This window comes from Leucobacter sp. CX87 (assembly GCF_018682295.1).
In the GTDB taxonomy this organism is placed as follows: Bacteria; Actinomycetota; Actinomycetes; order Actinomycetales; family Microbacteriaceae; genus Cx-87.
Genome location: NZ_JAFIRI010000006.1, coordinates 196,933 through 223,477 on the forward strand (window position 1 = coordinate 196,933; position 26,545 = coordinate 223,477).

Sequence of the window (26,545 nt, forward strand, 5' to 3'; positions counted from 1 at the left end):
TCAGTTGCCCTTCGCGTCGGTGCCGGCACTTCCGGCCGCCCCGGCGGCGGCGAGCACCTCGGCGAGGAGAGCGCGCTCGTCGGGGCTCGCGCCCTCGCCCGCGCGGACGTGCTGCAGGAACTCGTCGACGACTTCGACATCTGGGCGGCGCTCCACCCGGGCCGCATAGCTGCGCGTCGACTTCGCCGGCGCCCCCTCGGGCGCGAACTCCAGCTGGGCGCAGAACGGGAAGCGCTCGCGCAGGCGGCGCATCGCGTCGATCGGGCGCACGGGGTCGGTGAGCGTCACCTGCACCCAATCCTGCTCGTGTGGCGCGTGGGCCGGGTCGGCGAGCACCCCTTCGAGCGTGCCGCGCAGCCGAGCGAGCGGCCGGGGCACCGGCAGGTCGAGCCAGGTCACCGCGTCGAGGCCTGCGGCATCGAGCTCGACGAGCCACACCCCGCGCGGCTTGCCCGCCTCGGAGAAGGAGAGGTGCAGCGGGGCGCCGCTGTAGCGAATGCCCTCGGCGAGGCGCTGCCGGCCGTGGATGTGCCCGAGTGCGGCGTAGTCGAACCCCGAGAACACCGACGCGGGCACGAGGTCGAGCCCGCCCGAGGTGACGTCGCGCTGCAGCCCCGCGGCCGCCTCGGCGACGGCAGGATCCTGCCCGTTGTCGCCCACTGCCGTCGCCACCGCAAAGCAGTGCGCCATCGCGACCGAACGACCCCCTCGCGCGGCCCGCAGTTCGGCGATCTCGCCCGTCACACGAGCGAGCAGCGTGTGGTGCTCGCGCAGCTCCTCGCCCGGGTAGAGGCCGCGCTGCAGCATCGGCTCGAGGTACGGGATGCCATAGATGTCGACCGTGCCGTGCTCGTCGGTGAGCCGCACGGGCCGCCGGAACGCGTCGGGCGCCGCGAGCACGTGCACACCGCCCAGCGCCGCCCACTCGGCCTGGAACCCGAGCCGGCTCGCGTTGTCGTGGTTGCCGCTCGAGAGCACGACGACGGCACCGGCCTCGCGGATGCCGCGGATCACCTCGGCGAGCACCGCGTAGAGCTCGGCCGCCGGCGCCGCGTGGTCAAAGACGTCGCCCGCGACGAGCACCGCGTCGACCTCGTGCTCGCGCACCAGCTTCGGTAGCTCCGCGAGCACCTCACGCAACTGCGGCACCGTCGGGTGTCCGTGGAAGCTTCTGCCGAGGTGCCAGTCCGAGGTGTGCAGCAGGCGCATATCGGCTCGTTTCCCTAATGATTTCGCGGATCCACTTGGTTCTGGGTGCCCCCGAAGCGATCTGGACGTAATAAGCGTGTCACACGCCACCGACATGCTTCGTCGCGTCGGTGGTGTTCCCTAGACTCGCGCTGTGAGCAAACCGAATCTCTTCAGCCCGATCCGCCTGCGTGACGTCGAAGTCCGTAACCGCGTCTGGGTCTCGCCCATGTGTCAGTACTCCGCCACCGAGGGCGTGCCGAACGATTGGCATGTCGTCCACCTCGGCGCCTTCGGCCGCGGCGGCGCGGGCCTCGTGCTCGCCGAGGCGACGGGAGTCGTGCCCGAGGGCCGCATCAGCCCCGGCTGCCTCGGCCTCTGGAACGACGAGCAGGAGGCGGCGTTCGCTCACGTCGCCAAGGTCGTGCACTCGCACGGCGCGAAGTTCGGCATCCAGCTCGCCCACGCGGGCCGGAAGGCCTCGCTGTACCGCATGCTGCCCGGCCAGCCCGACGGGTCGATCCCGCTGAGCACGCCCGAAGCGCCGACCGAGGGCTGGGAGACCGTGGGCCCGTCGGCCATCGCCTTCCCCGGGCTGCGCGAGCCGCGCGCCCTTGAGACCGCCGAGGTCAAGGACATCGTGCAGGCCTTCATCGCCGCCGCCGCACGAGCAGCCCGCGCGGGCTGCGACGTCGTCGAGCTGCATGGCGCGCACGGCTACATCCTCCACTCCTTCCTTTCGCCCCTGAGCAACGAGCGCACCGACGAGTACGGCGGCTCCCCCGAGAACCGGGCCCGCCTCTTGCGCGAGGTCGTCCGCGGCATCCGCGCCGAGCAGCCCGAGCTGCCGATTCTCGTGCGCATCTCGGCGACCGAGTGGACCGACGGCGGCTTCGGCATCGAGGACTCGAAGCAGCTCGTCGGCTGGCTCATCGAGGACGGCGCCGACTTTATCGACGTGTCCTCGGGCGCCAATATCCCCGCGAAGATCCCGGTCGGGCCGTCGTACCAGACCATGCTCGCGGCGAAGGTGCGCGAGGCCGGCCTCCCCGTCGGCGCCGTTGGCATGATCACCTCGGCCGCGCAGGCCGAGACCATTCTCGTCACGGGCCAGGCCGACGTCGTGTTCGTGGGCCGTGCGATGCTCGCGAACCCGCACCTGGCCCTCGCCTGGGCGTATGAACTGCGCGCCGACAATGCCGACGATTTCCGGCCCGGCCCCTACATGCGGGCCCGCTTCTGATGAGTGCGCCAGCCGCGCCGCGGGCGAGCGCGAGCGACCTGCTCGGCTGGCGCCTGCGCGCGCTCGGGCTGGGGCAGGGCGCGGCTGGCACAGGATCCGGACCCGATCGCATCGCCGCCGTCGCGAGCACCCTGCTCGCCATGCAGGGGCAGGACTGGAATGCCGTGCGCTGGGCCCTCGGCGTCCGCGCCCCCGGCACCACCCTCGCAGACCTGCACGGCGCCTTCGCCGACGGCCGTCTCGTCCGGTCGTGGCCGATGCGCGGCACCATCCACGTGGTGGCGGCCGAGGACATCGGCTGGATGCAGGCGGCCACCAACCACCGCATCCTCCCCGGAGCCCCGAAGCGCCGCGACACGATCGGCCTCGACGACGACTCCCTCGCCCGCATGACGGACGTTGCGATCGCCGAGCTCACGGGCGGGAAGCGTCTCAGCCGCACGGGTCTCGTCGATGCCTGGGAGCGCGTGGGCATCGAGGTGCCCGGCCCCTGGCGCTACCACGTGATCTGGTGGCTCTGCCAGAACCAGATCCTGGTGCAGGGCCCCGTCGACGACGACGAGCCGCTGCTCGTGCTGGCCGAGGAGTGGATCACGTCCCCACGCCAGCTCGAGGGCGACGAGGCACTCGCCGAGCTCGCCGCGCGCTTCACACTCGGCCGCGGCCCCGTGCTCGAAAAGGACCTCGCCTGGTGGACCGGCCTCACCATCCGCGAGAGCCGCCGGGCGATCGCCGCCGCGCACGACGCCGGCCGCCTGGCGCCCGTCGACATCGAGGTGTCTGCGGGAACGGGCACGTCCCCAGGCGCGAGCGCGCCCGGGGGCGGCCCGACCCGGCACTGGGCGGATCCTGCGCTGCTCGATACCCCCGCCGCCGACCCGGCCGCCGATGCGCGTGCGCTGCTGCTGCCCGGGTTCGACGAGTACCTGCTCGGGTATACGGAGCGGGCCGCGATGCTTGACCCCGAACATTTTGAGCGCATCGTGCCCGGGCGCAACGGCGTCTTCCGCGGCACTGTCGTCGAGGCGGGCCGCGTCACGGGCACCTGGCAGCGCAGGCTCCTGAAGAAATCCGCCAGGATCGAGGCGACGCCCTTCCCGGGGCGCGCGTTCGACGCGGCGTCGCTTGCGCCGTCCGCCGCCGCGTGGGGCGCGTTCCACAAGCTGCCGGCCGAGCTGACCTTCGGCGACGCCGACCGCGAAGGCCCCGACAGCTAGGACCGGCGCGGGCCCCGATACCCTGGGGCCATGGAATTCGCCCTGCTCGCGGTCGTCGGCCTCATCCTGATCGTCGGCGTGTCCATGCTGGCCCGCCGCATCGGGGTCGCGGCTCCGCTGATCCTCGTCGTGGTCGGTACGCTCATCAGCTATATCCCGGGGGTGCCCGCGGTCGAGCTTGACCCCGAGATCATCCTGCTCGGGGTGCTGCCACCGCTGCTCTATTCGGCGGCCGTCAACGTGCCGATCATGGACTTCCGGCGAAACGCCGGCCCCATCATGGGCCTCTCGGTGGTCCTCGTGCTGCTGTCGGCCCTCGCCGTCGGCGGGCTGCTGCACCTCGTCGTGCCGTCGATTCCGCTGCCCGCCGCGATCGCTCTCGGCGCCGTGGTCGCGCCGACCGACGCCGTTGCCGCCACCGCGATCGGCAAGCGCCTCGGCATGCCCCCTCGGCTCGTGACCATTTTGGAGGGCGAGAGCCTCGTCAACGACGCCACCTCCCTCGTACTGCTGCGCACCGCGATCGCCGCGACGGCCGGCACCTTCGTGTTCTGGGACGCCGCGAACGAGTTCGTCTACGCGGTCGTCGTCGCGATCCTGATCGGCGCCGTCATCGGCATGGTGACCGTCTGGCTGCGTTCGAAGCTCACGAACCCGATCCACGACACCGCGATCTCGTTCACGGTCCCCTTCATCGCGTTCGTGCCGACCGAGGCGTTGGGAGCCTCGGGCGTGCTCGCGGTCGTCGTCGCCGGCCTCCTCTCCGGCCACTTCGCGACGCGCAAGTTCACCGCCACCGCCCGCATCAACGAGCGCCTGAACTGGCGCACCGTGCAGTTCGTGATCGAGAACGGCGTGTTCCTCGTGATGGGGCTGCAGCTGCACTCGATCGTCGACCAGATCGGCGCGAGCGAGGTGACGCTCGCGCATTCCGCCCTCATCGCTGTCGGCGTCGTCGCCGTGCTGATCCTGTGCCGCATGGGCTTTCTCGTCCCGATGCTGTGGTCGCTGCGCCGCACGCTCGCGAAGTACGAGGCGCGCGCGACCGGCCTGCGCCACTTCGTGGCCCGCGCGCGCGACGCCCGGGTGCCCGAGCCGAAGGCCGAGCGCCACGCCGAGCGCGTGCGCCGCGCCGAGCGGATGGCCCGGCGCACCGAGGCCGACCTCACTCACGCGAAGAGCCAGGGGCTCGACTGGCGCGGGGCGCTCACCCTCGGCTGGAGCGGCATGCGCGGCGTGGTCACCCTCGCCGCGGCGCAGTCGATTCCCGTCTCGGTGCCGTTTCGCCCCCAGATTGTGCTCATCGCCTTTTTCGTCGCGGTGATCACCCTGCTACTGCATGGCCTCACGCTGCCCGGCGTGATTCGCGTGCTGCGCCCCAGCGGTCCCTCCGCCGACGAGCGCGCGGCCGAGGTGACGTCGCTCGCCGACGACCTGTACGCGGAGGGCGTCGCCGCCCTCGAGTACGCCGTCGAGCGCAATGCCGAGCTCGTCGCGGAGAACCCCCAGCACCGGCCGCTTTCGCCGCACGTCGTCGAGCGCGTGCGCGTCAGCACGCACAACGCGATCGCGGCGCTCACCCCGTCGCTCGCCGACGGCGAGGAGGCGAACCGGGACGAAGCGGAGTCCGAGACGCAAGCGTTCCTCCGGCTCTCGCGCGCGGTGCTCGACGCGCAGCGGGCGGCCTTGCACGAGGAGCGGGCGATCGGCGAGTACAGCTCGGAAGCGCTGCGGGCCGCCGAACTCGCCCTCGACGCCCAAGAGTCCCGGCTCGCTCCGCCGGCAGCGCACTAAGCGCGCAGCCCCACGTTGCGCCGAGTTGCGGCGGATCCCGCCCCTCCCGGGCACTTGTCGGCGGCTGTGGTTAGGATCGCTGTGTCCCCAAGCAAAGGATTCCGATGCACAACGTCAGCACCGCCGACCTCATCGACGAACACGGTACCGAGCTGCAGTCTCTGTCACTGCCGCTCGCAAACTTCGGCGCATACACGCAGTTCACCGGCCCCATTCGCACGGTCCGCTGCTACCGCGACAACGCCCTGCTCAAGTCGATCCTGTCAACACCCGGCGAGGGCGCTGTGCTCGTGATTGACGGCGGCGGCGCGCTCGAGTCGGCACTCGTCGGCGACATCATCGCCGGCCTCGCGGTCGACAACGGCTGGACGGGCCTCATCGTGCACGGCGTCATCCGCGACCGCGTCGCCATCAGCACGCTGCCCATCGGCGTGAAGGCGCTCGGGTCGAACCCCATGAAGTCAACCAAGACGGGCGAGGGCGAAGTCGACGTTCCCGTAACGTTCGGCGGCGTCACCTTCCACCCGGGCGCCACGGTGTGGAGCGACGAGGACGGCGTCCTCACCGACGGCGGTCGCTAGCGCGAGCCGCGCACCACCCGCTCCCGGGCGGCATGCAGCGGGTCGCTCGCGTCGCGCGTGCCCCGGGGCCCTAGCCCCTCGGGAGTCATCATGCGGCCGGCGTCCGAGCGGGTCCACTCGCGCACCGCGTGCCGCTCAAGAATGCGCCAGCCGTCGGCCTCGCGCCGAAAGTGATCGACGTAGCGAAAGCCACTCGTGAAGTTCGTACGCGGGTCATCGGGGTCGGCGCCCCAGTGCACCGCCGTGCCGTACGTCTCGGCGAGCGCGTGGTCGCCGTGCAGCTCGACGAGGTGATTGCCGACCAGGTGCATTGTGCCCGCGAATGTCGCGAGCTTCCCTTCGACCCACGCCACATAGTCGTCGGCGCTCCCGTCGAAACCCGTGTGGTGGTCGACGCCGTCGTGCGTGTAGACCGCGCGCACCCCCGGAAAGTCTCCGCGGTCGACCGCCCGGCAGTACTCGAGCACGCGCCGCTCGATCTCGTTCCGGTCGGCAAGTTCGCCGAGCGTCGCGGCAGAAAGCTCAGACTTCGGTGTCTCGTTCACGCGCCGATCCTCCCACAGCCCGACACCGTTTCAGCGCAGGCGCTCAGGCAGGATCCTGCCCACTCGACACCTGCGCCATCGCCAGGTCCCCCTCTTCGAGGAACATCCGAACGAAGCGGCGCAGCACGGTCTCAAACGCCTCGGCAGCGACGTAGCCGCCCTCGGTCTGCTCGCGAATGAAGTCGGCGAAGGTGGGTGCCCCGAAGCTGTCGGCCTTCTCAGCTGCGAACATCTGATCCGAGGCGTTGTGCTCGAATGCGAAGCCGAGGGCCAGGTTCTCGATGCCCGTGAGCAGGTCGATCGCCGGCGTCGCCCGGAACCCGGCGCGCTTGAGCACCCGCAGGAACGTTTCGTACATCGCGAACGTCTCATCGTCCTCGATGGGCGTCATGCTGAGGACCTGAATAGTCTGCGGGTGCTGCGCGAAGGCCCGGTAGTACGCCGCGCCGAACGACATCGCCGCGCTCTCCCACGGCAACTCCGCGATGGACGGGTCGGCGATCTTGCGCACCACCTGCCGACGCACGAGGTGCACGATCTCGTTCTGCCCCGCGATGTGGTGGTAGAGCGAGGGCGCCCGGACGCCGAGGGCGTCGGCGAGGGCCGTCATCGTCAGCCGGCCCCAGCCGTGGGCGTCGATGAGGGCCAGCGCGGTCTCGCCGATCAACTCCTCACTCAGCGCAGGGCTTCTCGGGCGCCCCGGCGGGCGCCTGGACGTTCTGGGTTCGACCATGGTTCCACCATTCGACGTTGAAAGTTTCGGCCGTGTAAACGCCAGATCACGTTTGTGCACATATGGCCAGTACCACTTGCGATTGAAATCTAATGCCATTAGCTTGGGGCATTGTCACCCAGTTTGCAACGATGCCTGGGTGAGTTCGAGAGGACGGCCACCCAGATGACCACCGCAGTTCCGACAATTTCCGGCTCAGACCGGGTCGATCCCGAGCACTCGCCATCGCGCGAGCTCCGCATTGAGGGCGCCCGTAAGACGTTCATCACCCCTGAGAAGCAGGAAGTGAACGCGATCGACGACGTGTCGTTCACGATCAAGGAGGGCGAGTTCTTCGTCATGCTGGGCCCCTCGGGCTGCGGCAAGACGACGCTCCTGCGCTCGATCGCGGGCCTCGAGAGCCTCGACGGCGGCCAGATCACCCTCGGCAACCGCCGGATCGATCAGCTCGCCCCGCACGCGCGCCCGGTCAACACGGTGTTCCAGTCCTACGCGCTGTTCCCCCACCTCACGATCGCGCAGAACATCGCGTTCGGCCTCGAGATGGAGCGCCTCCCCCGCAACGAGATCAACGCGCGCGTCACCGAGATGCTCGCCCTCGTGCAGCTCTCGGACTACGCGAGCCGGAAGCCCGCCCAGCTCTCGGGCGGCCAGCAGCAGCGCGTCGCGCTCGCCCGCGCGCTCGCCAAGCAGCCCGAGGTCCTCCTGCTCGACGAGCCCCTCGCGGCCCTCGACCTAAAGCTGCGCCGCGGCATGCAGGCCGAGCTCAAGCGCCTGCAGCGCACCACCGGCATCACCTTCGTGTTCGTCACGCACGACCAGGAAGAGGCGCTCTCGATGGGCGACCGCATCGCCGTGTTTAAGTCGGGCAAGCCGGTGCAGATCGGCACCCCCGAGGAGATCTACGAGAAGCCGGTGAACCGCTTCGTGGCCGACTTCATCGGCGAGACGACCTTCATCGAGACCGCGGCGGTGCGCGAGGGTGACGGACCCATCACGGTCACCCTGCCCGGCGGCACCCCCGTCGAGCTGCGCAAGCGCGTTCCCACCCCGGACGGTCTCGTCACCCTGGCGCTGCGCCCCGAACGCGTCTCGATTCACGGCACGGGCGACCCGGTCGCGGCCGGCCGCATCACCTCGCTCGTCTACATGGGCACCGACGTGCGCATCACGGTCGAGCTTGCCGAGGGCATGACCGTCGCGCTCCGCGTGCCGCCGCCCTTCGACGAGGCGCTGCTCAAGCTCGGCGCCACGATCCCGCTCTACGCCGACGTCGAGAACCTGCGCCCGATGATGCCCGAAGGGTCGATGGCATGACCGCCACCGTCCAGGCGAAACGGCGGAAGGATCCGGCCCGCGCCGGCAGCCTGCACTGGCTCGCCAGCACGCCCGCCCTGATCATCGGCGCCCTCTTCACGGTCGGCCCGCTCGTCATCATCGTGCTGTTCTCGTTCCTCAGCCGCCCCGACACCGGCGGCGGCGTGATCTACGAGTTCTCCACCGAGGGCTACAAGAACTTCCTGTTCCAGACCGACTTCGTCGGCAATACCGCCTTCGACCCCCGCTACCTCAAGGTGTTTGGCGACTCGCTCTGGCAGGCGGCCGTCACGACGATCGTCTGCATCGCCCTGTCGTTCCCGCTCGCGCTCTGGATGGCGACGCGGAAGCCCAAGCTGCAGAGCCTGCTCGTCATGCTCGTCACCGTGCCGTTTTGGACGAACCTCCTCGTGCGCACCTACGCCTGGATGCTCATCCTCAACGACAACGGCATCATCAACAACACCCGCGGCTTCTTCGGCCTCGAGCCCGCCGAACTGCTCTACACGCCCTTCGCGTCGCAGCTCGGCCTCATCTACACCTTCCTGCCGTTCATGGTGCTGCCGATCTACTCCTCGCTCGCCGGCTTCGACTTCCGGCTCGCCGAGGCGGCCTACGACCTCGGGGCGCGCAAGCTCACCGTGGTGCGCAGGATCCTGTTGCCGGTCGCCATGCCGGGCATCGTCTCGGGCGTGCTGCTCGTGTTCATGCCCGCGTTCGGCTCCTACGTGCAGCCCGTGCTGCTCGGCGGCGGCAAGGTGCTGCTCATCGGTAACCTCATCGCCTCGCAGTTCGGCGACTCCCGGAACTGGCCGTTTGGCGCAGCGCTGTCCGTGATCATCCTGGTCATGCTCGCGATCGCCCTCGCCTTCATCGGGTTCTACTCCAAGAAGTCCGGCAAGAAAGTGGAGATCTCACTGTGACGAACTCGACGATTTCCCCGCCCGCGCCGGCTCCCGCGCCCGCCCGTCGCCGCACCCCGCGCTCGCTCCGCCTGCAGGACTTCCCCGCCGTCGGCCCGATCGCGGTGCTCGGCATCGTGTTCCTGTATATCCCGATCCTCATCACGACGATCTACGCCTTCAACGAGGGCGACTCGGCGCTGATCTGGAAGGGCTTCAGCCTCCGCTGGTTCACCTACGTCTTCGAGAACGAGAACCTGCTGAAGTCCGTCGGCGTCTCGTTGCAGATCGCGATCGTCGCGACGCTCGTCTCGACCATCTTCGCGATCCTGTTCGCGGTATCGGTCGAGCGCCTGCACCGCAACGGCAGCGGCATCGCCGTTGCGATCCTGACCGCCCCACTCGTGATTCCCGAGATCGTGCTCGCCGTGGCGACGCTCGGCTTCATCCGCATCATCGGTCTGCCGCCGGGCATGATGGCGCTGATCCTCGCGCACATCTCGTTCTGCATCCCGTTTGCGCTGATGCCCGTGCGGGCCAGGCTCAAGGGGCTCGGCACGTCCTACTTCGAGGCGGCCACCGACCTCGGCGCGTCGACCTTCCAGATGTTCCGCAGGATCACGCTGCCGCTGCTCGCCCCCGGCATTATCTCGGGCGCGATCCTCGCATTCGTGATCTCGCTCGACGACTTCATCATCTCCAACTTCCTCTCCGCATCCGGCGCGACCCCGCTGCCGGTGTACCTGTTCAGCATGATTCGGCGCGGCGCGAGCCCGGCCGTCAACGTCGTCGCGACGCTCTTGCTCGTACTGGCCATTGTTGTCACCACCATTACCTATCTACAGTCCCAACGAAGGAGCAAAAATGATGCGTAAATCAGGCACCCGCGGCGCCGTGATCGCCGCGGTCGCGGTCGGCACGCTCGCCCTCACCGCGTGCGGCGGCGGCGTCACTGACGGAGCGGGCGAGGGCGAAGGCGCCTCTTCGACCGAGTTCGTCGAGGCAACGAGTGGCGAAGTCAACCTCTACACGTGGAGCGACTACTACCCCGAAGAGCTCGTCACGAAGTTCAAGGAAGACACCGGCATCACGCTGAACGTCGACTACTACGACTCGAACGAGAGCCTCGAAGCGAAACTCCGCGCCTCTGACGGAGCGGGCTACGACGTCGTCGTCCCCTCCGACTACATGGTGCAGATTCTCGCCGAGTCGGGCCTGCTCATGAAGATCGACGCTTCGAAGTTCCCGAACGGCGGCAACATCAAGCCCGAGTTCCTCGACGTCTACTTCGACGAGGGCCGCCAGTACTCGACCCCGTACCTGTACGGCACGACGTCGTTCGCGTACAACTCGGACGTCATCCCTGAGTCCGAGGCTCCGACCTCGTGGGCGGACTACTTCAACCCGCCCGCTTCTGCAGGCAAGGTCGGGATCATGAACGACATGACCGAGGGCGTCAACAACGCGATGCGCGTCACCGGCGGCGAGTTCTGCACCACCGATGGTGCCGAGCTGCAGGCCGTGCAGGATCTGCTCGTTGACTTCAAGCCGAAGGTCGCCACCATCAACAGCGACGGCATTCTCGAGCGCCTGGCCGGCGGCGAGCAGGCCATGGCCATGATCTGGAACGGCGCCGCGTACCGCGCGTCGCTCGACAACCCGGCGATCAAGTACGTCTACCCGACCGAGGGCATCGCCCTCTGGCAGGACAACTTCACCATCCCGAGCGGCGCGAAGAACGTCGATCAGGCGAAGACGTTCATGAACTGGATGATGGACCCCGAGAACATGGCCGTGGCCGTGAACTTCCAGGCGTACGGCTCGGGCCTCACGGGCATCGAGGAACTGATGGATCCGGAGCTCGCAGCAAGCCCCGCCATCACGATCCCCGCCGACTACACGCTCGCAAAGCCGGTCGCCCCGTGCAACAACGAAGAGCTCTCGAACTACTCGAAGATCTGGGAAACCTTCAAGGGCTAACCTCCCCTGAAACACTGGTGGCCCGTCGCTCGACAGAGCGGCGGGCCACTGGCGTCTGTGCGAGCGCTCCGGCAGGATCCTGCCCGAAAGCGGTGGACCTAGACGATCGTGATGCCGGCCGCGGCCATCTCCTTGAGCGCCGCGACCGAACTCTCGGGGGCGACGCCCGCGACGAGGTCGCTGCGCACGCGCACGCTGAGGCCCGCCCGCAGCGCGTCGAGCGCCGAGGCCCGCACGCAGTAGTCGGTCGCGATGCCGACGACGTCGAGCTCGTCCACGCCAGCTTTGGCCAGCACGTCCTGCAGGCGCTCCCCCGAGGTCGTTTCGCCCTCGAACGCCGAGTACGCGGGCTCGCCCATGCCCTTGCGCACATGCACGTCGATGCGGTCGACGTCAATCGCCGGGTGATAGTCGGCGCCGTCGGTGCCGGCGACGCAGTGCCGCGGCCAGGTGCCCGCGAAGTCGGGGGCCTCGCCTTCGGCGGCGAAGTGCCCGCCGTTGTCGCCGTCCGCGTCGTGCCAGTCGCGCGACGCCGCGACGAGGGCGTAACGAGGGTTGCCGCGGAGCAGCTCGGTCACCCCCGCGGCAACGGCATTCCCGCCGTCAACGCCGAGCGCCCCGCCCTCCGTGAAATCATTCTGGACATCGACGATGAGAAGCGCACGGGTCATACGGACCACTCTAGATCGAGCGCACCGGGTTCGCGTGGTGCGCGAAGACAATGCTCGTCCGCGTCGACGAGACGGCGGGGTGCACCGAGAGGTGGTCCATCACGAACTCGCGCACGTGGTCGGCGTCGCGCGCGGCCAGGTGAATGATGAAGTCCTCGACGCCGCCCAGGAAGAACAGCTGGAGTACCTCGGGGAGGCCGCGCAGCTCGTCGCTGAGCTCTTGGATGCGCTGGCGCGCGCCCGAGCGGATAGTGACGCTCACGAGCACCTGCAGGTTCATGCCCATCGCGACCGGGTCCACCTGGGCCGCGAAGCCCGTGATGACACCCCGCGAAACCAGGCTGCGCACGCGTGCAACACAGGTCGAGGCGGCGACCCCGACGCGCTCGGCAAGCTCCGCGTTCGTCATGCGCCCGTTCGACTGCAGCAGGGCCACAATTTCGCTGTCGACGTCGTCCAACACCTCGGCGCCTCGCAGATTCTTCGACCGATCACCCATGCAACCACCCCTTCACGCGGTTTCAACAACCGTCTTCAACGATATCCGAAGCTAATTCTACGTTTCTCCGCGCATCTCGAATAGGCTGCACAATGAGATTCGGCTTGGGGCACCACTGTGGCGCCCAGATTTCCGGGTCTGAACCCAACTCATCTAGATGGAGCACATCATGCGCGTCGGTATTCCCACCGAGATCAAGAACAACGAGAACCGCGTCGCGATCACGGAAGCGGGCGTCTTCGAGCTCGCGCGCCGCGGTCACGAGGTCCTCGTACAGGCCGGCGCCGGCCTCGGCTCAGCAATCACCGATGCGGCGTACATCGCCGCCGGTGCGAAGATCGTCGACACGGCCGACCAGGTCTGGGCCGACTCGGACATGATCCTGAAGGTCAAGGAGCCCATCGCTTCGGAGTACTCGAAGCTGCGCAAGGGTCAGATCCTCTTCACCTACCTGCACCTCGCCGCGGACCAGACGCTGACCGAGGCCGTACTGGCATCGGGCACCACGGCCATCGCGTACGAGACCGTGCAGCTCGCGAACCGCGGCCTGCCGCTGCTCGCCCCCATGTCTGAGGTTGCTGGCCGCCTGTCGGCACAGATCGGCGCCTACCAGCTCATGAAGCCGGCCGGCGGCCGTGGCGTCCTCCTCGGTGGCGTGACCGCGACCCGCAAGGCAAAGACCGTCGTCATCGGCGGCGGCGCTGCCGGCGAGCAGGCCGCACGCGTGGCCTACGGCATGGGCTCGGACGTCACGATCATCGACATCGCGATCCCCCGCCTGAAGCAGCTTGAGGACGAGTTCAACGGCGGCATCCAGACCCGCACGTCGAACGCGCACAACATCTCGGAGGCGCTGAAGGACGCCGATCTCGTGATCGGCTCGGTCCTCATCCCCGGCGAGAAGGCCCCCAAGCTCGTCACCGACGAGATGGTTGCCGCCATGAAGCCGGGCTCCGTGCTCGTCGACATCGCGATCGACCAGGGTGGTTGCTTCGAGAACTCGGTGCCCACCACGCACGACAACCCCACCTTCCCGGTGCACAACTCGATCTACTACTGCGTAGCGAACATGCCCGGCGCTGTCCCCGAGACCGCCACCGCGGCCCTCACCAACGCCACCATGCCCTACGTCGTCGCGATCGCCGACAAGGGCTGGGTCAAGGCACTCAGCGCTGACGAGGCACTCGCAAAGGGCCTCAACGCACACGAGGGCGCCATCACCAACAAGGGCGTCTCGGACGCGTTCCCGCAGCTCGCTGCGTCGAACGTCGCCGACGTACTGGCGGCAAACGCGTAAGCATTCGCTTCTGCCCGCAGCGGGGTCCGGGCACACGCCCGGGCCCCGCTGTCGCGTTTCGCCCAGGCGGGGGCGCATAGGCTTGACCTGCGCCAGACGGCCAGGAGAGGACCCCATGAATCTGAAGTTCACATTCGGCCAGTCGGCGCCGCACGAGCACACGAACGAGCCCGCGGGCGTCGCCCCGGCGGGCCGTGCGCTTCCGTTCTCGGTCGCGCCGGCGTCCAACAGCAGCGAGCTGCGGGTTGAGGTGCGCGAGGCCGCGTCGGCCGATCCCGCAGCCGCGCCCGCGTTCGAGGCGACGGTACTCTCGGGCGACGACGTCAGCTACGGCCGCGGCGTCACCGCGGTGCGCGGCACGGCCCCCGACGCCGCGAGCGTCGCCGCACGCTCGGCAATCTCCCGCGCCCTCGCCGACACCGGCGAGCACCTGCTGACCGCCATCACGCTCGTGCAGCTCGAGGTGCAGAACGCGGCCGTCGTCGCCGCGGGCCTGAACCTCGCAACGGACGCCGCCGGCACCTGGCGCAGCACGGCTGCCCTGCAGCAGCGCACCGGCCTGCCCGAGGGCACCGAGGTGCGCGCCGCCCGCTAGCCGCATCGCCTCCCTAGGCCAGGGAGAGAAACAGCTTTTCGAGCTCGTCCTTCTGCGCGACGTTCTCGCCATCGGGATCGCTCAGGCACTCCTGGAGCGCGTGGGAAATCACCAGGAAACCGGCGCGATCGAGCGCCTTCGACACCGCTGAGAGCTGCTGCACGACCTCGCGGCAGTGCGCCTCGTTCTCGACGGCGGTAATGACGGCTGCAAGTTGCCCGTGTGCGCGACGCAACCGGTTCACCAACTTGCGCTGCGCCTCCTGGTCACGAAGCGACTGACTCGGGGTTACGTCTGTCATGGGAGTCCTCTCATCGAACGAGCTTGACATCCAGGATACCCCCTGGGGTATGATTTCAGAGATACCCCCGGGGGTATCCTTTCAGCCAATGATCCGAATTGAGGACCGCCCATGTGTCGCCCGACCACCTGCCGCACCTGCACGAAGACCACGTGGGCCGGCTGCGGCCAGCATGTCGCTCAGGTAAAAATGAGCGTTCCCGCGTCAAACTGGTGTGGCGGCTCACACACCCAGGCGCAGATTGACGCCGCCCGGGCCGAACGCCCGGGCTTTTTCGCTCGAATCTTCCGCCGATAGGAGAATCCACCATGGCCACCACCGAACTCACGAGCACCAACTTTGCCGAGACGGTCTCGGCAGACGGCATCGTCCTCGTTGACTTCTGGGCCGCCTGGTGCGGCCCCTGCAAGGCGTTCGCGCCGACCTACGAGGCCGCGTCCGAGGCGAACCCCGACATCGTCTTCGGCTCGGTCGACACCGAGGCCGAGCAGGATCTCGCCGCCGGCTTCCGCATCACGTCGATCCCGACGCTGATGGTCTTCCGCGATGGCATCGGCGTGTTCTCGCAGGCCGGCGCGCTGCCGCCCGCGCAGCTCGACGAGCTCATCGCCGGCGCCCGCGCGCTCGACATGGACGACGTGCGTCGTCAGATCGCCGCGCAGCAGGCGACCGCCCAGTAACTTCTGCTTTCCCGTCACCCTCACCCGTACCGAAAAGGATCCATTATGTGCGCACGAATCACCTGCGAGAACTGCTCGAAGCCGACCTGGGCCGGCTGCGGCGAACACATCGAGGACGCCCTCGAGGGCGTCGCGGTTGCCGACCGCTGCGCCTGCTAGGAGCAGTCTCCTCTCGCAGCCTCAGTTCAAAACGTGCCTGTGCGGCCAGTCCGCACGGGCATTTTTTGACCCCAAAAGAAGTGGCGCCCGGCCCGCGCCGGGCAAATGAGGCGGGTGATTCGCGGGGCGAGACGGGCCCCCGATTTAAAGATCAGATGAAGGTTAGGCTAACCTAATTAATTGCGTCTCGTTTCGAGTCACTCGACTGTGAGCGCTCCTCCCATCTGCCCCGAAAGGCTGCACTATGCCCACACCCTCTCCCCTGCGCGCCGCCATCGCGGCGGCTGCCATCGCCGGCGCGATCACCCTGGTTCCGCTGTCAGCGATGGCCGCCGACCCGGTTTCTGACGTCAGCGTCACTGGGCCGGACGGCTCGGCCCTCGGCTCGACCGCCTCGCAGGTTTCGTGCGACATCAACGGAAACGGTGTGCCGGATCTCGCGGTGGGCACCTACGCGACGTTTGACACGACTCCCGGCGCGACGGGCGCCTACGTCGTGCTCGACGCGGGGGCAGCTACCCCCGCGGGCGCGATCACCGATCTGCCCCCGATCAGCATCATCGACACCTCCCGCAACGCGATGGGCGGAGTCGACGTGCGCTGTGCAGGCGACGTGAACGGCGACGGCTTCGACGACCTCGTGGTGGTCGCCCAGGGGGCCGCCGCTTTCATCGTCTTTGGGTCCGCCGACTTCGGCGAGGTGCGACTCGACGCGGTTGGCGATCGGGGCCGCGTCGTGGTCGGATCGATCACCCGCGGAAACGGTATCGGCGATATCGACGGCGACGGACGGGACGAGGTTGCGGTCACCGATACGAGCGGCGTCGTGACGATCCTGCGCCCCGCAGATCTCGCGCCCGAGTCGGCGCTCGCCGACGCCCCGGGACCGCGGGTATCGGGTGCCGGAATCGACCTCGTGTCCGTCAGTCGGGCCGGCGACATGAACGGAGACGAGCGGGACGACCTCGCGGTGGGCGCCTCCTCGTGGAAGGCTCCCGGGGCCACCGGATTCGGCACTGGCGCCGTCTGGGTGATTACCGACCTCAGCGCCGACGTCACCGTCGGCGACGTCGCAATCCCCGGCTTCCGGATCGACGGGCCACCGCGAGGCTACGACCTCCTCGGTACTTCGACCGTCGGACTCGGAGATATCAACGGCGACGGGTTCGGTGACCTATTGATCGGCGGCGAATCGGATGACCCGCTCACCGGAAGCGCCGTGGTGGTAACCGGCGGGCCCGATGGCAAGAACGTCGTCACCAACCCGTTCGCCTCGACCGGATTCGCCGTGCATGGCTCCGGCGACGCGACGCAGCGCGGATGGTGGCTGAACGGCATGGCGCCTGGCGATCACTTCGGCCACGCCGTCGGAGCCGTCCGCATGAACGGCTGGTCCATGTTGCTCGCGGGGGCCATGGATGGCGCCCCCGACCCGTTGCGGCCGGGCTCGGGCTATGTCACCGCGGTGGACTCGCGCGAGCTCGTCGCCGGCACGCTGACGCTCTCCCCCACCGGGGTGCTCGACGTCGCGGCGCTGGCCGACGACGCGAAGGCGAACAGCGCGCTGATACCGGGGAACCTGACGGATCAGCGACTCGGACGGTCATTTGCCGACCTCACCGCCGACCCCGCAGGATCCCGGGTCACGTTCGCCGCTGGCGCCCCGGCGCTCTTCAGCTGGCAGGAACTGCCGTCGGTCCGGATCATCGGGCTCGAGGCGCCCGCGGTGGTGACGCCCGAGCCTGGTGGGGATCCCAATGACGGGCCTGATGACGGCGCGGGAACGGACGGAGGCACCGACGTGGGCGCCGGTCCTGATGCTGGCGCGCAGGCTGGCGGCACCACTTCGGGCACCACCCAGGGCACCGTCACCCGGTCGCTCGCGCGCACCGGAGCTGAGTCGCTCGGTGTCCTGGCAGCCGGGGCGATGGCGCTACTCGCCGCTGGCCTGCTCGGCCTTGGGGCGGCCCGATCGCGCCATCGCAGACGCTCGCGAGTCAGCTAGCGCCGGCCTGTCCCACATCGAGTGTTCACAAACTGCGGGTGTTTTCGTTTCGCACCCGTAGTTTGTGAACACTCGATTTCGTGCGCCCAGCGCGAGGCGGCCGGCTAGCGCCCCTGAAACCGCAGGATCCGCTCGAGCGCCTCCGCCACCGCGGACTCCCCCGCGGCGTAGGAGAGCCGGACGGTGCGCGCACCCCCAACGGGGTCGAAGTCGATTCCCGGCACGAGCGCGACGTCGGCGCCGTCCAGCACCGCCCGGGCGTATGCTGACGAGTCGGCAAAGCGCTCGAGTTGCGGGCCCAGGTCTGAGTAGTAGTAAAACGCGCCGTCCGACGGCGCCGCCGGGCCCCAGTTCAGTTCCGACTCCGCCGACAGGATGAGCGCGCGGGCGCGAGCGAAGCCCGCCACCACGGCGTCACGGTCGGCGTAGGTCTCGGGGCTGAATGCGTCGAGCGCGACCTGCTGGGCCGGCGCCGGCGGCGAGAGGGCGAAATTGCTCGCGAGCGCCTCGAACGGGGCGACGAGCTCATCTGGGAGGAGCGCCCAGCCGAGCCGCCAGCCGGTCATGCCCCAATACTTCGAGAATGAATTCACCACGATCGAGTCGTCGCCGAATTCCCACGCGCTGACCCCACGGGGGTCGGCCGCCCCCGGCGCCGGATAGGTGATGCCGTGGTAGATCTCGTCGCTGACGAGCCGCGTGCCGTGGCCGCGGCACCAGGCGACGATCGCGGCGAGCTCGGACCGATCGAGCATCGTGCCGGTCGGGTTCGCGGGAGAGGCGAGCACGAGGCCGGCGATCGGCCCGTGCTCCGCCTCGGCCGCGTCGAGCAGGGCGGGCGTCGGCTGGTAACGCGTCTCGTGCGTCGCGACCAGGTCGACGACCTGTACGCCGAGGGCCGTCAGGATGTTGCGGTACGCCGGGTACCCGGGAACGGCGAGCGCGACCCGATCGCCCGGGTCGAACGCGGCGAGGAACCCGAGCTGAAACGCGCCGGACGACCCGGTGGTGACGGCCACCCGTCCGGGGTCGACGTCGACGCCGTGCCAGTTCGCATAGTGCCCGGCGATGGCTTCGCGAAGCGGCGCCGTGCCGAGCGGGCTCGTGTAGCCGGCGGGGCGGAGCACGCCGGGGATCGCGCGGGCGCTCGGCTCGCCCGCGCAGAGCGAGACGATATCGCGGCCCGCGGCCCGACGACGCTCTACCTCACCGGTAATCCGCATGACCTCGAACGCCGGGATGTTCGACCGCTTTGACACCCCGCGGGCACCGGTACGCACGGGAGACGACGTGCCGAGGTTCTCGAGTTTCGGCAGCGGCAGCGAGGGCGGGGTCTTCATGGGACCGCGGGGAAGGCTCATGCCTCTACGGTACCTGCTCGGCCCTCGCCGACCGCGACCGCTAAGCCGCGAGCACCGCGCTCTCGAGCCGCGCGTACGAGGCCTCCATGCCGTCAACCATCCCGGTACCCAGGATCATGTCTCGGGTCTCGACATCCGGGTACTCGATCAGCAGCGTGATGAGCGTCGCACCGTCCTCCTCGTACAGGTTCAGGTCGTTGAGGGTCGTGGGGCCCTCGGTGCCCTGCATGCGCTCGGTCGTGACCGCGCGCCTCGGCGCATCGACGAGCAGCGCCTCACCCTCGAACCCGAACGCTTCGCCCGGGGTGTCCCCGACCGGCGCCCAGGAGGTGCGGTAGCTCTCGCCGGCGGCAGAAGCAACAGTGCACTCCGTGATTTCCCACCCGTCGGGGCCGAGCAGCCACTGCCGCATCAGCTCGGGCTCGTGGTGCGCGCGCCAGACGAGCTCGCGCGGGCCCTCCACCAGGCGCGTGATGCGCACGTGGGTGTCGTCCAGCTTCTCGAGGTGAGTCCCCTTGCCCTGCGCGTACTCGCGGAGGTCTGCCAGCACGAGATCGAGCTGGTCCATCGCCATCCGTGTGCCTTCGACGGCCCCCATCCCGACCACCTGTTCGAGCGCCTCAACCGAATCGAAGTAACTCCGGTTCACCATGCGGCTGCCCTCGTCGGTGGACTCGAACGAGAATGTCATGCGCATCGCCGGGAACCCCTCGAGCGGCTGCCCGTCCGCGTCGACGAACGAGTCGAGGACCTCAAAGCCGCGCGGCCCGTCGATGGCGAGGAACTCCCACGAACCCGCCGGGTGCTCGCCCTTGGGGCCGTTCATCCGGTACTGGGCCTTGCCGCCGACGGTGAGGTCGAACTCGGTGAAGGTTGCGGGCCAGCCGGGCGGGCCCCAAAAACGCTCGAGCTGACGCGGGTTGGTAAAGGCCGACCAGAGCCGGTCTGCCGGGGCGGCGAATTCGGCGGTCACGGTCATCGTGAGCGCCTCCGGATCGGTGACGATGTTCGTGACGGGCATGTCAATCTCCTTTGATGAGTGGGTCGTGATCCTGCGGTTCAGCGAGGAACGCGTCGAGCCGGTCGACTCGCGCCCTCCAGAGGTCTTCGTAGCGAGCGAGCAGCGCCCGAGCCCGGGCGATCATCTCCGGATTCGCGCGGACCAGCCGCTCGCGTCCCTCGGCGCGCTTGATGACGAGGCCCGCGGCCTCGAGGACGGCGACGTGCTTCTGCACCGCGGCGAAGGACATGTCATAGTCGCCGGCCAGGGCCGAGACCGACTGCTCCGCGCTGGTGGTGCGGCGCAGAATGTCCCGCCGGGTAGCCGCCGCGAGTGCGTGGAACACACGGTCGGTCTCCGTTTCGCTGAGTTCTATTTGTGCAACCATTTGGTTGTAGATTACGACGTGACGAGAGAGGTGTCAACCCCGAGATCGACAGAAACTTACAGCGGGAGGGAGCGGACGCTTGCGAAGCGGCGAGCGCCACCGTCGACAGGATCCTGGAAGCCAACCTCGCCCGCGAGCAGCTGCAGCGGAGTACCGAAGTCTTCGACCGGCACCCGGAGATCGACTGGGTAGAGCGGATCACCGCAGATCGGAATACCGAGGCTCAGCATGTGCAGGCGCAGCTGGTGGGTGCGCCCCGTGCGGGGCTTCAGGCGATAAATTCCGGTGCGGGATCCGCCCACCCCGGGCTCCAACTCGCGCTCGAGGGCGACCAGCGACTCCGAGTTCGCGGGCTTGCCCGGCACGATCTCGCCCTGCATCGTGCCGCGCTCCTTAATGAGGTGGTTCCGCACGACGACCGGAAGCGCGAGGCCCGGGTCAATGGGCGCCTGCGCGAAGTAGGTCTTGTCGACCAGCCCGTCCTGGAACAGGCTCTGGTACGGGGCCCGCCAGCGCTTCTCGGTCGCGAGCATGAGGAGCCCCGACGTCACCCGATCGAGCCGGTGCAGCGGCGAGAGCTCGGGCATTCCGAGCTCGTCGCGCAGGCGCACGACAACGCTCTGGCGCACGTGGCGGCCGCGCGGGATGCTCGAGAGAAACGGCGGCTTATCGATCACGACGATGCGCTCGTCGCGATACACGACGTGAATTTCGCCGGGGACGGGTTTTTCCTCCGCGAGGTCCCGGTGAAACCAGACAAAGGTGTGCGGGCTATAGGAGTCGTCTCGCCCCGCGGCCCGGCCGTCCTCGTACACGAAGCGCCCGTCGGCAAGGAACCCCTCAACGTCGATGAACTCGTGCAAGCGCGAGTGAATCCACTCCCCCATCGTCGCCCACGGCCGCGCCTGCCCGTGATCGCGATCGGGGGTGCGCATCCACGCGGCGTCGAGGCCGTGACGCTGCGGCAGGGGTGAACGAGGGGGCACCGGTCGATCCTACGTTGCGGCGACTGGGACCCCGCCCGGGCGGGGCGGCACCCATACGATGGGTGGCATGTCGCTCAGTCTCCGTAGACTCCTGCAGAATCCCTCGCTGCACCTCCGCGTCGTCACGGGCGATGGCGACGTCGGCGGCCCCGAGGGGCACCGCCGCGAGCGGGCGACGCGCGACGCGCTTGACCAGGAGTTCGAGTGGCTGCACGTGACCGACCTCGTCGACCCTACGAAGTTCCTCGGCCCCGCCGAGGTGATCCTCACGCTCGGGTGGCAGTTCCCCATCACGCAGCCGGCGAACGACGGCATCCCCGCCGTCAAGGCGAGCCCCGCGCAACTGGACGAGATTTACGAGAGCTATGCCGCGCTCGTCGCCGCGCACGGCGTGATCGGCATCGGCTTCGGCAGCGACGTGATCCACAGGGGCATCCCCCGCCAGCTCGAAGCGGCGTGCCAGCGCCACGGCCTGATCCTGTTCGACGTGCCCTACGAGATCTCGTTCATGGACCTGCTGCAGGAGGCCGCGCGCGTGCTGCAGCGCGACCAGACCGAGCGCTACACGCGGTCGCTGCGCGCCCAGAAAGCCATCGCCCGCGCGGCGACCCGGCGCGACGGGCTCACCGCCACGCTCCGCGAGACCGCCCGGCAGCTGGGCTGCGGCGTCGCCCTGTACGACCCGCTCGGCCGCGCGGTCACCATGATCGAGGCGCCCGACGGCCCGCGTGTCAAGGAGTCCGAGCTCACCCCGATCGTGCAGCAGGCGCTCGAGGCCGAGCAGCGATTCCAGTCGACCCAGGTGACGCCCGAGGTGGAGGCGGTGCTGCAGCTGTTGGGCGAGCCCGGCGAACCGAGCGGCATGCTCGTTTTGACCCTCAGCCGCGGCTTCGACGACGTGTCGCGCAACGTCCTCTCGAGCGTGCTCGCGCTCGTCAGCGTCTCGCTCGAGCAAAACCAGGCGCTCGGCGCCCTCCACGGGACTCTGCGCGAGGCGCTGCTGCAGCTCATCCTTACCGGCAACATCGCCGTCACCCGCCACATCATCGAGAGCGTATGGGGCCAGCTCCCCCAGCCGCCGCTCGTTGCCTTAGTCGCGATCCCCCGTCACTTCGACGCGAGCCGGCACCTCCCCGCGGTCGAGTCGATGCCAGTCGACGGCGACACGGCGATCTTCTTTGCGCAGTACCACGAGAACATCGCGATTGTCGTGCACGAGGCCGACGCGAACCACGTGATTGAGCACCTGCGGCGGCTCGATCTGGTGCTCGGCCAGTCGCGTTGCGACCGCTGGGAGGGGCTTGATATCGCGCTCGAGGAGGCGCGCAAGGCGGCCGAGTTCGGCGAGCGCCGCGGCAACGACGGGGTGACCCTGTTCTCGGAGATCTGGCGCGAAGGTCTCACCGACCTCATCGACTCGTCCGACGCGTCGCACGTGGCCCGCCGGCTCCTCGGGCCAATCCAGGAGCACGACGAGCAACACGATTCAAACCTCCTGCCGACGCTGCGCGTGTGGCTCGGGCACCACGGGCGGGGCCTGCCGGCCGCGCGCGAACTCGGGATCCACCGCCACACGCTCGCGCATCGCCTCGAGCAGGTCTCGGCGATGACAGGCCTCGACCTCGACGACGTGGATTCTCGCGTCGAGTTCTCGCTCGCTCTGCGGTACCTGCACCACTAGCCTCAACACACTGTCGGCGAATTGCGCTTCACCCGACACACTGAACGACCCCTGATGCACTTTCGGCTCGCAAAGTGTCGATTCAGAGCGCGAAAATATCCACTCTGCCCAGTGCACGAACCTTGGCGCCCCGGCAAGATGGGGCTGTCACAGTCGTCAACGGAAGCAAGGGAGCTGACGTTTGGTCAAGTTGAAGAGAAGTTTGGGTTTTGGGGCCGCGTACGCCGCGTCCACCGGGCTCGTGGTCTCGGGCACCGCAATGGTCTCGCTCGGCAACGGATTCGGCGTGGGCGGTCTCGCCTTCGCGATCCCAGCGTTCATCGGGCTCATCATCATCATCATGGTCGCCATCTCGTACGGCGAGCTCGCGTCGATGCTGCCCGGCGGCGGCATGGTCGGCGAATACACACTGCCGGCGCTCGGCCGCCTCCCCGCGATCCTCGCCGTGCTCGGTGGGTACCTGGTGCTCGTCTCGGCCGACGGTGGCACGCAGCTGCTCGTCGCGGGCGAATCGTTCGAGGGGCTCACCGGCTTCCCCGCCGCGGCGTTCTCTTTCCTCGTGCTCGCGATCCTGCTGGTACTGAATATCTCGGGCGTCGACATCTTCGCCCGGGTGCAGATTCCGATCGTGTTCGGCATGATGGGCATCCTGGCCGTGCTTGGCCTCGCCGGAGTGTTCGGCGTCACGAACCAGCCGCAGGTCGAAAACCCCGTCCTCAACACCGACTGGGGCACGCTCGCTTCGATGGGCGCCGTCGCGATCTGGCTCTACATCGGCATGGAGTTCGTCGCCCCGCTCGCCGAGGAAGTGCGCAAGCCCTGGAAGACCATCCCGGCCGCCATGATCATCGGCGTCTCCACCATCTTCGTCGTCGACGTACTGTTCGGTTGGGGCGCCACCCGCTACGCGGACCTCGCCGAAATGGCCGCGTCGTCCATCCCCCACGTTGTTGGCGCCACCGCGATCTTCGGCAGTGTCGGCGGGCTCATCATGACGGTCGTCACCATTCTCGCGTCGTTCTCGACCGGCAACTCGTACCTCGCCGCGATCCCGCGCATGCTCTACGGCCTGGCCAACGAGGGCCTGCTGCCGAAGTGGCTCGCGAAGGTCAGCCGTCGCACCCGCGTCCCGTGGGCCGGCATGGTCGTCACGGCGGGCTGCATGGCGTCCGTGCTGCTGTACTCCACGTTCTCGCAGGGCGGCATCGGCCTGATCCTGAACCTCATCAGCATCGCCTGCACCACCTGGCTGTTCAGCTACATCATCGCCCAGGTCGACGTCATCGTGCTGCGCCGCAAGTACCCGAACGCGCGCCGACCGTTCAAGACGCCGCTGTACCCGCTCCCGCAGATCCTCGGCATCGCATCGTGCATCTACCTGATCGTGTTCATCGTGCCTGACATGGAGCAGCGCATCGTTATCTGGTCGAGCGCCGGACTGATCCTGGGTGCGATCGCGCTCTTCGCGGTCATCTGGCTCAAGCGCAACCGCCTGCCGCTGTTCACGCCGACCGAGCTCACGCATACGCAGAACAACATCATCATGCGCTCGGAGAGCCTGGACGACGATGGCGATCTCGAGTCCGAGGTCGACGAGCTGCTGGCCTCCGAGGCCGCGCGCGAGGCGAACGCGGGCGACCGTTGAGCCTCACCACTCGCACACCCCGCTCGCGGGAACGCACGCACGCCCTCGCCGGGCGCGGCCCCATCGTGGACCGCGCCCGGCAGGCCCTGCGGCACGTCGCCACGCAGTTCGGCGAGATCGTGGAGTGCGACGACACCACCGTCCGCGCGCGCAGTGCCGACGGGATCGAGGTCGTGCTCAGCTACGCGCCCGGGAACTACGTGTTCTCGCGCGTGTACAACCTCACCATCGAGGCCGAGCTGCCGAGTGCCGGCTACCCGGCCGGGGTGACGATCACGCACAAGCACCGCAGCGGCCCGAGGTTCACGCAGGGCAAAGACTTCCGCTCGGGGCAGCTGTCGCTCGCCCAGCTGAACGCGGCGTGCGCGGCGCAGCTCGACGCGATCGACGTGCTCCAGGCCGGCATCACCGGCGCGGGCACGACCCGCACCCTGCGCATCACCCCGATGGGCGGCTCATACGTGTGGGTGCTGATTCCGCCCGTCTTCAAAGCGACGAGCTTCCCCCCGGGCGAACCCGACAGGATCCTGCAGCTCGTCCGCAGCGTCCGCGGGCTCGCTGCGGCCACCGTTTCACCCACCCACACCACGTAGTTCGCAGTACGCATTACCGAGAGGATCCCACCAGATGATCACCATGAAGGCCGCCGTATTCGTCGGGCCAGAACAGCCGCTCGAGATTCGGGATCTGCAGATTTCCAGCACCCCCGGCCCGAACGAGGTGCTCGTGAAGCTCGCCGCCTCGGGCGTCTGCCACAGTGACCTGCACGCGCTCGACGGCGACTGGGACACCCCGGCGCCGCTCGTGCTCGGCCACGAGGGCGCCGGCGTCGTCATCGCCGTGGGCTCCGAGGTGACGGAACTCGAGCTCGAGGACCACGTGATCCTCTCGTGGACCCCTTCATGCCAGAAGTGCGAGTTCTGCGTCTCGGGCCGGCCGGTGCTCTGCCAGCTCGCCAACGAGACGGCGTACCAGCACGTCTTCTTCGACGGCAAGCCGCGCCTCACGGACGGCGAGCAGGACGTGAAAAGCTTCCTCGCGGTGGGCTCGTTCGGCGAGTACGCCATGGTGCCGGCGTCGGCCGCGATCCGGATCCGGAAGGACGCGCCGCTCGCCCAGGCCGCCCTCGTCGGCTGCGCGGTGACCACCGGCATCGGCGCCGTCGTGAACACGGCCGGCGTCGAACCGGGAAGCACCGTGCTGGTCGTCGGCTGCGGCGGGGTTGGCCTCAACGTCGTGCAGGGTGCGCGCCTCGCTGGTGCCAAGCAGATCATTGTCGCCGACGTGAGCGACGAGAAGCTCGAGCTCGGGCGCAGCTTCGGCGCCACGCACGTCGTGAACAGCCGCGAGGTCGATCTACTCGAAACCGTGCGCTCGCTCACCGACGGACGCGGGGTCGACTACGCGTTCGAGGCGATCGGCCTGCCGTTCACGATCGAGGCCTGCTACGACGCGGTGCGCCGCGGCGGCACCGCGGTCGTCGTTGGCCAGGTCGCCGACGGCGTGAAGATCTCGATCGACCCGTTCGTGATGAGCGACCAGGAGAAGCGCCTGATCGGCTCGAACTACGGCTCGAGCCGGCAGTCGATCGACTTCCCGCGCATCATCGACCTCTACATGGAGGGCAAGGTCGACCTCGACTCGATGGTCACCGACCGCATCACGCTCGACCAGGTCAACGAGGCGTTCGGCGAGATGCGCCAGGGCCGCGGCATTCGTTCGGTGATCGAATACGTCTAGCGGTTTCGATGCAGGATCCGGGCCGGGGCGCATGTGC

General features: G+C 68.7%; 28 protein-coding genes. 18 read left to right on the top strand and 10 right to left on the bottom strand.

Going from position 1 to position 26,545, the window contains the following annotated elements; all coding sequences use genetic code 11:
- Complete coding sequence (locus KOE53_RS10120) at positions 1 to 1,209, bottom strand: exonuclease SbcCD subunit D (protein ID WP_188058381.1); 1,209 nt, start codon at positions 1,207 to 1,209, stop codon at positions 1 to 3.
- A gap of 133 nt (positions 1,210 to 1,342) precedes the next feature.
- Between KOE53_RS10120 and KOE53_RS10125 the strand changes: the two genes are divergently transcribed.
- The 4 genes from KOE53_RS10125 to rraA all read left to right on the top strand — a co-directional run bounded on the left by KOE53_RS10125 (position 1,343) and on the right by rraA (position 6,023).
- The gene (locus KOE53_RS10125; protein ID WP_188044565.1) at positions 1,343 to 2,431 is read left to right on the top strand and encodes an NADH:flavin oxidoreductase/NADH oxidase; all 1,089 of its coding nucleotides are present in this window, start codon (positions 1,343 to 1,345) and stop codon (positions 2,429 to 2,431) included.
- A complete protein-coding gene (locus KOE53_RS10130) occupies positions 2,431 to 3,648 on the top strand; it encodes a winged helix DNA-binding domain-containing protein (protein WP_188058382.1) in 1,218 nt (405 codons plus the stop codon). Before KOE53_RS10125 ends, KOE53_RS10130 begins: the two co-directional genes overlap by 1 nt.
- Before the next feature lie 30 nt (positions 3,649 to 3,678).
- Entirely contained in the window at positions 3,679 to 5,442 is a 1,764-nt protein-coding gene (locus KOE53_RS10135; protein WP_188058383.1) for a cation:proton antiporter, read from the top strand.
- A 104-nt stretch (positions 5,443 to 5,546) separates the two neighbouring features.
- Positions 5,547 to 6,023: a ribonuclease E activity regulator RraA gene (rraA, locus tag KOE53_RS10140; protein WP_188058384.1), complete on the top strand. Its 477-nt coding sequence runs from the start codon at positions 5,547 to 5,549 to the stop codon at positions 6,021 to 6,023.
- Here rraA and KOE53_RS10145 read toward each other — a convergent pair.
- Both KOE53_RS10145 and KOE53_RS10150 read right to left on the bottom strand, forming a co-directional pair.
- A complete protein-coding gene (locus KOE53_RS10145) occupies positions 6,020 to 6,568 on the bottom strand; it encodes a nuclear transport factor 2 family protein (protein WP_188058385.1) in 549 nt (182 codons plus the stop codon). The two genes, rraA and KOE53_RS10145, sit on opposite strands and share 4 nt — an antisense overlap.
- Positions 6,569 to 6,611: 43 nt before the next feature.
- Entirely contained in the window at positions 6,612 to 7,235 is a 624-nt protein-coding gene (locus KOE53_RS10150; protein ID WP_188044569.1) for a TetR/AcrR family transcriptional regulator, read from the bottom strand.
- Between the two features lie 231 nt (positions 7,236 to 7,466).
- Between KOE53_RS10150 and KOE53_RS10155 the strand changes: the two genes are divergently transcribed.
- From KOE53_RS10155 to KOE53_RS10170, 4 genes are read left to right on the top strand one after another with little or no spacing between them, the layout of a single operon-like run.
- On the top strand, positions 7,467 to 8,618 hold the full coding sequence (locus tag KOE53_RS10155; protein WP_188058386.1) for an ABC transporter ATP-binding protein: 1,152 nt from the start codon (positions 7,467 to 7,469) through the stop codon (positions 8,616 to 8,618).
- Positions 8,615 to 9,541 carry an ABC transporter permease gene (locus KOE53_RS10160; protein ID WP_188044571.1) on the top strand — a complete coding sequence of 309 codons (927 nt, stop codon included), beginning with the start codon at positions 8,615 to 8,617 and terminating at the stop codon, positions 9,539 to 9,541. The genes KOE53_RS10155 and KOE53_RS10160 overlap by 4 nt, the downstream gene beginning before the upstream one ends.
- On the top strand, positions 9,538 to 10,395 hold the full coding sequence (locus KOE53_RS10165; RefSeq protein WP_188058387.1) for an ABC transporter permease: 858 nt from the start codon (positions 9,538 to 9,540) through the stop codon (positions 10,393 to 10,395). The genes KOE53_RS10160 and KOE53_RS10165 overlap by 4 nt, the downstream gene beginning before the upstream one ends.
- On the top strand, positions 10,385 to 11,500 hold the full coding sequence (locus tag KOE53_RS10170) for an extracellular solute-binding protein (RefSeq protein WP_188058388.1): 1,116 nt from the start codon (positions 10,385 to 10,387) through the stop codon (positions 11,498 to 11,500). The genes KOE53_RS10165 and KOE53_RS10170 overlap by 11 nt, the downstream gene beginning before the upstream one ends.
- A 98-nt stretch (positions 11,501 to 11,598) precedes the next feature.
- Here the strand turns inward: KOE53_RS10170 and KOE53_RS10175 are convergent, their stop codons facing one another.
- Positions 11,599 to 12,171 (bottom strand): nicotinamidase, encoded by a 573-nt coding sequence (locus KOE53_RS10175; RefSeq protein ID WP_188058389.1) that lies wholly within the window; start codon positions 12,169 to 12,171, stop codon positions 11,599 to 11,601.
- Between the two features lie 10 nt (positions 12,172 to 12,181).
- On the bottom strand, positions 12,182 to 12,670 hold the full coding sequence (locus KOE53_RS10180; protein ID WP_188044575.1) for an Lrp/AsnC family transcriptional regulator: 489 nt from the start codon (positions 12,668 to 12,670) through the stop codon (positions 12,182 to 12,184).
- Between the two features lie 169 nt (positions 12,671 to 12,839).
- Between KOE53_RS10180 and ald the strand changes: the two genes are divergently transcribed.
- Entirely contained in the window at positions 12,840 to 13,967 is a 1,128-nt protein-coding gene (gene ald / locus KOE53_RS10185) for an alanine dehydrogenase (protein WP_188044576.1), read from the top strand.
- 115 nt (positions 13,968 to 14,082) lie between these two features.
- Complete coding sequence (locus KOE53_RS10190; RefSeq protein ID WP_188044577.1) at positions 14,083 to 14,562, top strand: hypothetical protein; 480 nt, start codon at positions 14,083 to 14,085, stop codon at positions 14,560 to 14,562.
- A 13-nt stretch (positions 14,563 to 14,575) separates the two neighbouring features.
- Here the strand turns inward: KOE53_RS10190 and KOE53_RS10195 are convergent, their stop codons facing one another.
- Positions 14,576 to 14,863, bottom strand: coding sequence for a metal-sensitive transcriptional regulator (locus tag KOE53_RS10195; RefSeq protein WP_188044578.1), 288 nt, complete (start codon positions 14,861 to 14,863; stop codon positions 14,576 to 14,578).
- A gap of 111 nt (positions 14,864 to 14,974) precedes the next feature.
- On the opposite strand from KOE53_RS10195, the gene KOE53_RS13615 reads away from it, so the two are divergent.
- From KOE53_RS13615 to KOE53_RS10205, 4 genes are all read left to right on the top strand, one after another.
- Entirely contained in the window at positions 14,975 to 15,160 is a 186-nt protein-coding gene (locus tag KOE53_RS13615; RefSeq protein ID WP_241095552.1) for a DUF8730 family Cys-rich protein, read from the top strand.
- An 11-nt stretch (positions 15,161 to 15,171) separates the two neighbouring features.
- The gene (gene trxA, locus KOE53_RS10200) at positions 15,172 to 15,543 is read left to right on the top strand and encodes a thioredoxin (protein WP_188044579.1); all 372 of its coding nucleotides are present in this window, start codon (positions 15,172 to 15,174) and stop codon (positions 15,541 to 15,543) included.
- A gap of 45 nt (positions 15,544 to 15,588) precedes the next feature.
- Positions 15,589 to 15,702: a DUF8730 family Cys-rich protein gene (locus KOE53_RS13930; protein ID WP_502825453.1), complete on the top strand. Its 114-nt coding sequence runs from the start codon at positions 15,589 to 15,591 to the stop codon at positions 15,700 to 15,702.
- Between the two features lie 244 nt (positions 15,703 to 15,946).
- A complete protein-coding gene (locus KOE53_RS10205) occupies positions 15,947 to 17,707 on the top strand; it encodes a VCBS repeat-containing protein (RefSeq protein WP_188058390.1) in 1,761 nt (586 codons plus the stop codon).
- 104 nt (positions 17,708 to 17,811) lie between these two features.
- Here KOE53_RS10205 and KOE53_RS10210 read toward each other — a convergent pair whose 3' ends face one another.
- From KOE53_RS10210 to KOE53_RS10225, 4 genes are read right to left on the bottom strand one after another with little or no spacing between them, the layout of a single operon-like run.
- The gene (locus KOE53_RS10210; protein WP_188058391.1) at positions 17,812 to 19,068 is read right to left on the bottom strand and encodes a pyridoxal phosphate-dependent aminotransferase; all 1,257 of its coding nucleotides are present in this window, start codon (positions 19,066 to 19,068) and stop codon (positions 17,812 to 17,814) included.
- Between the two features lie 40 nt (positions 19,069 to 19,108).
- Positions 19,109 to 20,089: an SRPBCC family protein gene (locus KOE53_RS10215; protein WP_188058392.1), complete on the bottom strand. Its 981-nt coding sequence runs from the start codon at positions 20,087 to 20,089 to the stop codon at positions 19,109 to 19,111.
- 1 nt (position 20,090) lies between these two features.
- Positions 20,091 to 20,456 carry an ArsR/SmtB family transcription factor gene (locus KOE53_RS10220; RefSeq protein WP_188058393.1) on the bottom strand — a complete coding sequence of 122 codons (366 nt, stop codon included), beginning with the start codon at positions 20,454 to 20,456 and terminating at the stop codon, positions 20,091 to 20,093.
- Positions 20,457 to 20,512: 56 nt separating this feature from the next.
- The gene (locus KOE53_RS10225) at positions 20,513 to 21,442 is read right to left on the bottom strand and encodes a pseudouridine synthase (protein ID WP_215401694.1); all 930 of its coding nucleotides are present in this window, start codon (positions 21,440 to 21,442) and stop codon (positions 20,513 to 20,515) included.
- 67 nt (positions 21,443 to 21,509) lie between these two features.
- Here KOE53_RS10225 and KOE53_RS10230 point away from each other — a divergent pair, with 67 nt between their 5' ends.
- The 4 genes from KOE53_RS10230 (at position 21,510) to KOE53_RS10245 (ending at position 26,508) form a co-directional block, all read left to right on the top strand.
- Entirely contained in the window at positions 21,510 to 23,123 is a 1,614-nt protein-coding gene (locus KOE53_RS10230) for a helix-turn-helix domain-containing protein (protein WP_188058394.1), read from the top strand.
- 181 nt (positions 23,124 to 23,304) lie between these two features.
- Positions 23,305 to 24,768 (top strand): APC family permease, encoded by a 1,464-nt coding sequence (locus KOE53_RS10235; protein ID WP_188058395.1) that lies wholly within the window; start codon positions 23,305 to 23,307, stop codon positions 24,766 to 24,768.
- Positions 24,765 to 25,361, top strand: coding sequence for a DUF3156 family protein (locus KOE53_RS10240; protein ID WP_188058396.1), 597 nt, complete (start codon positions 24,765 to 24,767; stop codon positions 25,359 to 25,361). The genes KOE53_RS10235 and KOE53_RS10240 overlap by 4 nt, the downstream gene beginning before the upstream one ends.
- 34 nt (positions 25,362 to 25,395) lie before the next feature.
- Positions 25,396 to 26,508 (top strand): Zn-dependent alcohol dehydrogenase, encoded by a 1,113-nt coding sequence (locus KOE53_RS10245; RefSeq protein ID WP_188044587.1) that lies wholly within the window; start codon positions 25,396 to 25,398, stop codon positions 26,506 to 26,508.
- The last annotated feature ends 37 nt before the right edge of the window (positions 26,509 to 26,545 follow it).

Coding starts and splice junctions, on each gene's coding strand:
- KOE53_RS10220 (WP_188058393.1), bottom strand. CDS start 20,456: ATGGTTGCACAAATAGAACTCAGCGAAACGGAGACCGACCGTGTGTTC.
- KOE53_RS10120 (WP_188058381.1), bottom strand. CDS start 1,209: ATGCGCCTGCTGCACACCTCGGACTGGCACCTCGGCAGAAGCTTCCAC.
- KOE53_RS10180 (WP_188044575.1), bottom strand. CDS start 12,670: ATGGGTGATCGGTCGAAGAATCTGCGAGGCGCCGAGGTGTTGGACGAC.
- KOE53_RS10205 (WP_188058390.1), top strand. CDS start 15,947: ATGCCCACACCCTCTCCCCTGCGCGCCGCCATCGCGGCGGCTGCCATC.
- KOE53_RS10155 (WP_188058386.1), top strand. CDS start 7,467: ATGACCACCGCAGTTCCGACAATTTCCGGCTCAGACCGGGTCGATCCC.
- KOE53_RS10135 (WP_188058383.1), top strand. CDS start 3,679: ATGGAATTCGCCCTGCTCGCGGTCGTCGGCCTCATCCTGATCGTCGGC.
- KOE53_RS10230 (WP_188058394.1), top strand. CDS start 21,510: ATGTCGCTCAGTCTCCGTAGACTCCTGCAGAATCCCTCGCTGCACCTC.
- KOE53_RS10215 (WP_188058392.1), bottom strand. CDS start 20,089: ATGCCCGTCACGAACATCGTCACCGATCCGGAGGCGCTCACGATGACC.
- KOE53_RS10175 (WP_188058389.1), bottom strand. CDS start 12,171: ATGACCCGTGCGCTTCTCATCGTCGATGTCCAGAATGATTTCACGGAG.
- KOE53_RS10190 (WP_188044577.1), top strand. CDS start 14,083: ATGAATCTGAAGTTCACATTCGGCCAGTCGGCGCCGCACGAGCACACG.
- KOE53_RS10195 (WP_188044578.1), bottom strand. CDS start 14,863: ATGACAGACGTAACCCCGAGTCAGTCGCTTCGTGACCAGGAGGCGCAG.
- KOE53_RS10245 (WP_188044587.1), top strand. CDS start 25,396: ATGATCACCATGAAGGCCGCCGTATTCGTCGGGCCAGAACAGCCGCTC.
- KOE53_RS13615 (WP_241095552.1), top strand. CDS start 14,975: ATGTGTCGCCCGACCACCTGCCGCACCTGCACGAAGACCACGTGGGCC.
- KOE53_RS10130 (WP_188058382.1), top strand. CDS start 2,431: ATGAGTGCGCCAGCCGCGCCGCGGGCGAGCGCGAGCGACCTGCTCGGC.
- trxA (WP_188044579.1), top strand. CDS start 15,172: ATGGCCACCACCGAACTCACGAGCACCAACTTTGCCGAGACGGTCTCG.
- rraA (WP_188058384.1), top strand. CDS start 5,547: ATGCACAACGTCAGCACCGCCGACCTCATCGACGAACACGGTACCGAG.
- KOE53_RS13930 (WP_502825453.1), top strand. CDS start 15,589: ATGTGCGCACGAATCACCTGCGAGAACTGCTCGAAGCCGACCTGGGCC.
- KOE53_RS10160 (WP_188044571.1), top strand. CDS start 8,615: ATGACCGCCACCGTCCAGGCGAAACGGCGGAAGGATCCGGCCCGCGCC.
- KOE53_RS10170 (WP_188058388.1), top strand. CDS start 10,385: ATGATGCGTAAATCAGGCACCCGCGGCGCCGTGATCGCCGCGGTCGCG.
- ald (WP_188044576.1), top strand. CDS start 12,840: ATGCGCGTCGGTATTCCCACCGAGATCAAGAACAACGAGAACCGCGTC.
- KOE53_RS10210 (WP_188058391.1), bottom strand. CDS start 19,068: ATGAGCCTTCCCCGCGGTCCCATGAAGACCCCGCCCTCGCTGCCGCTG.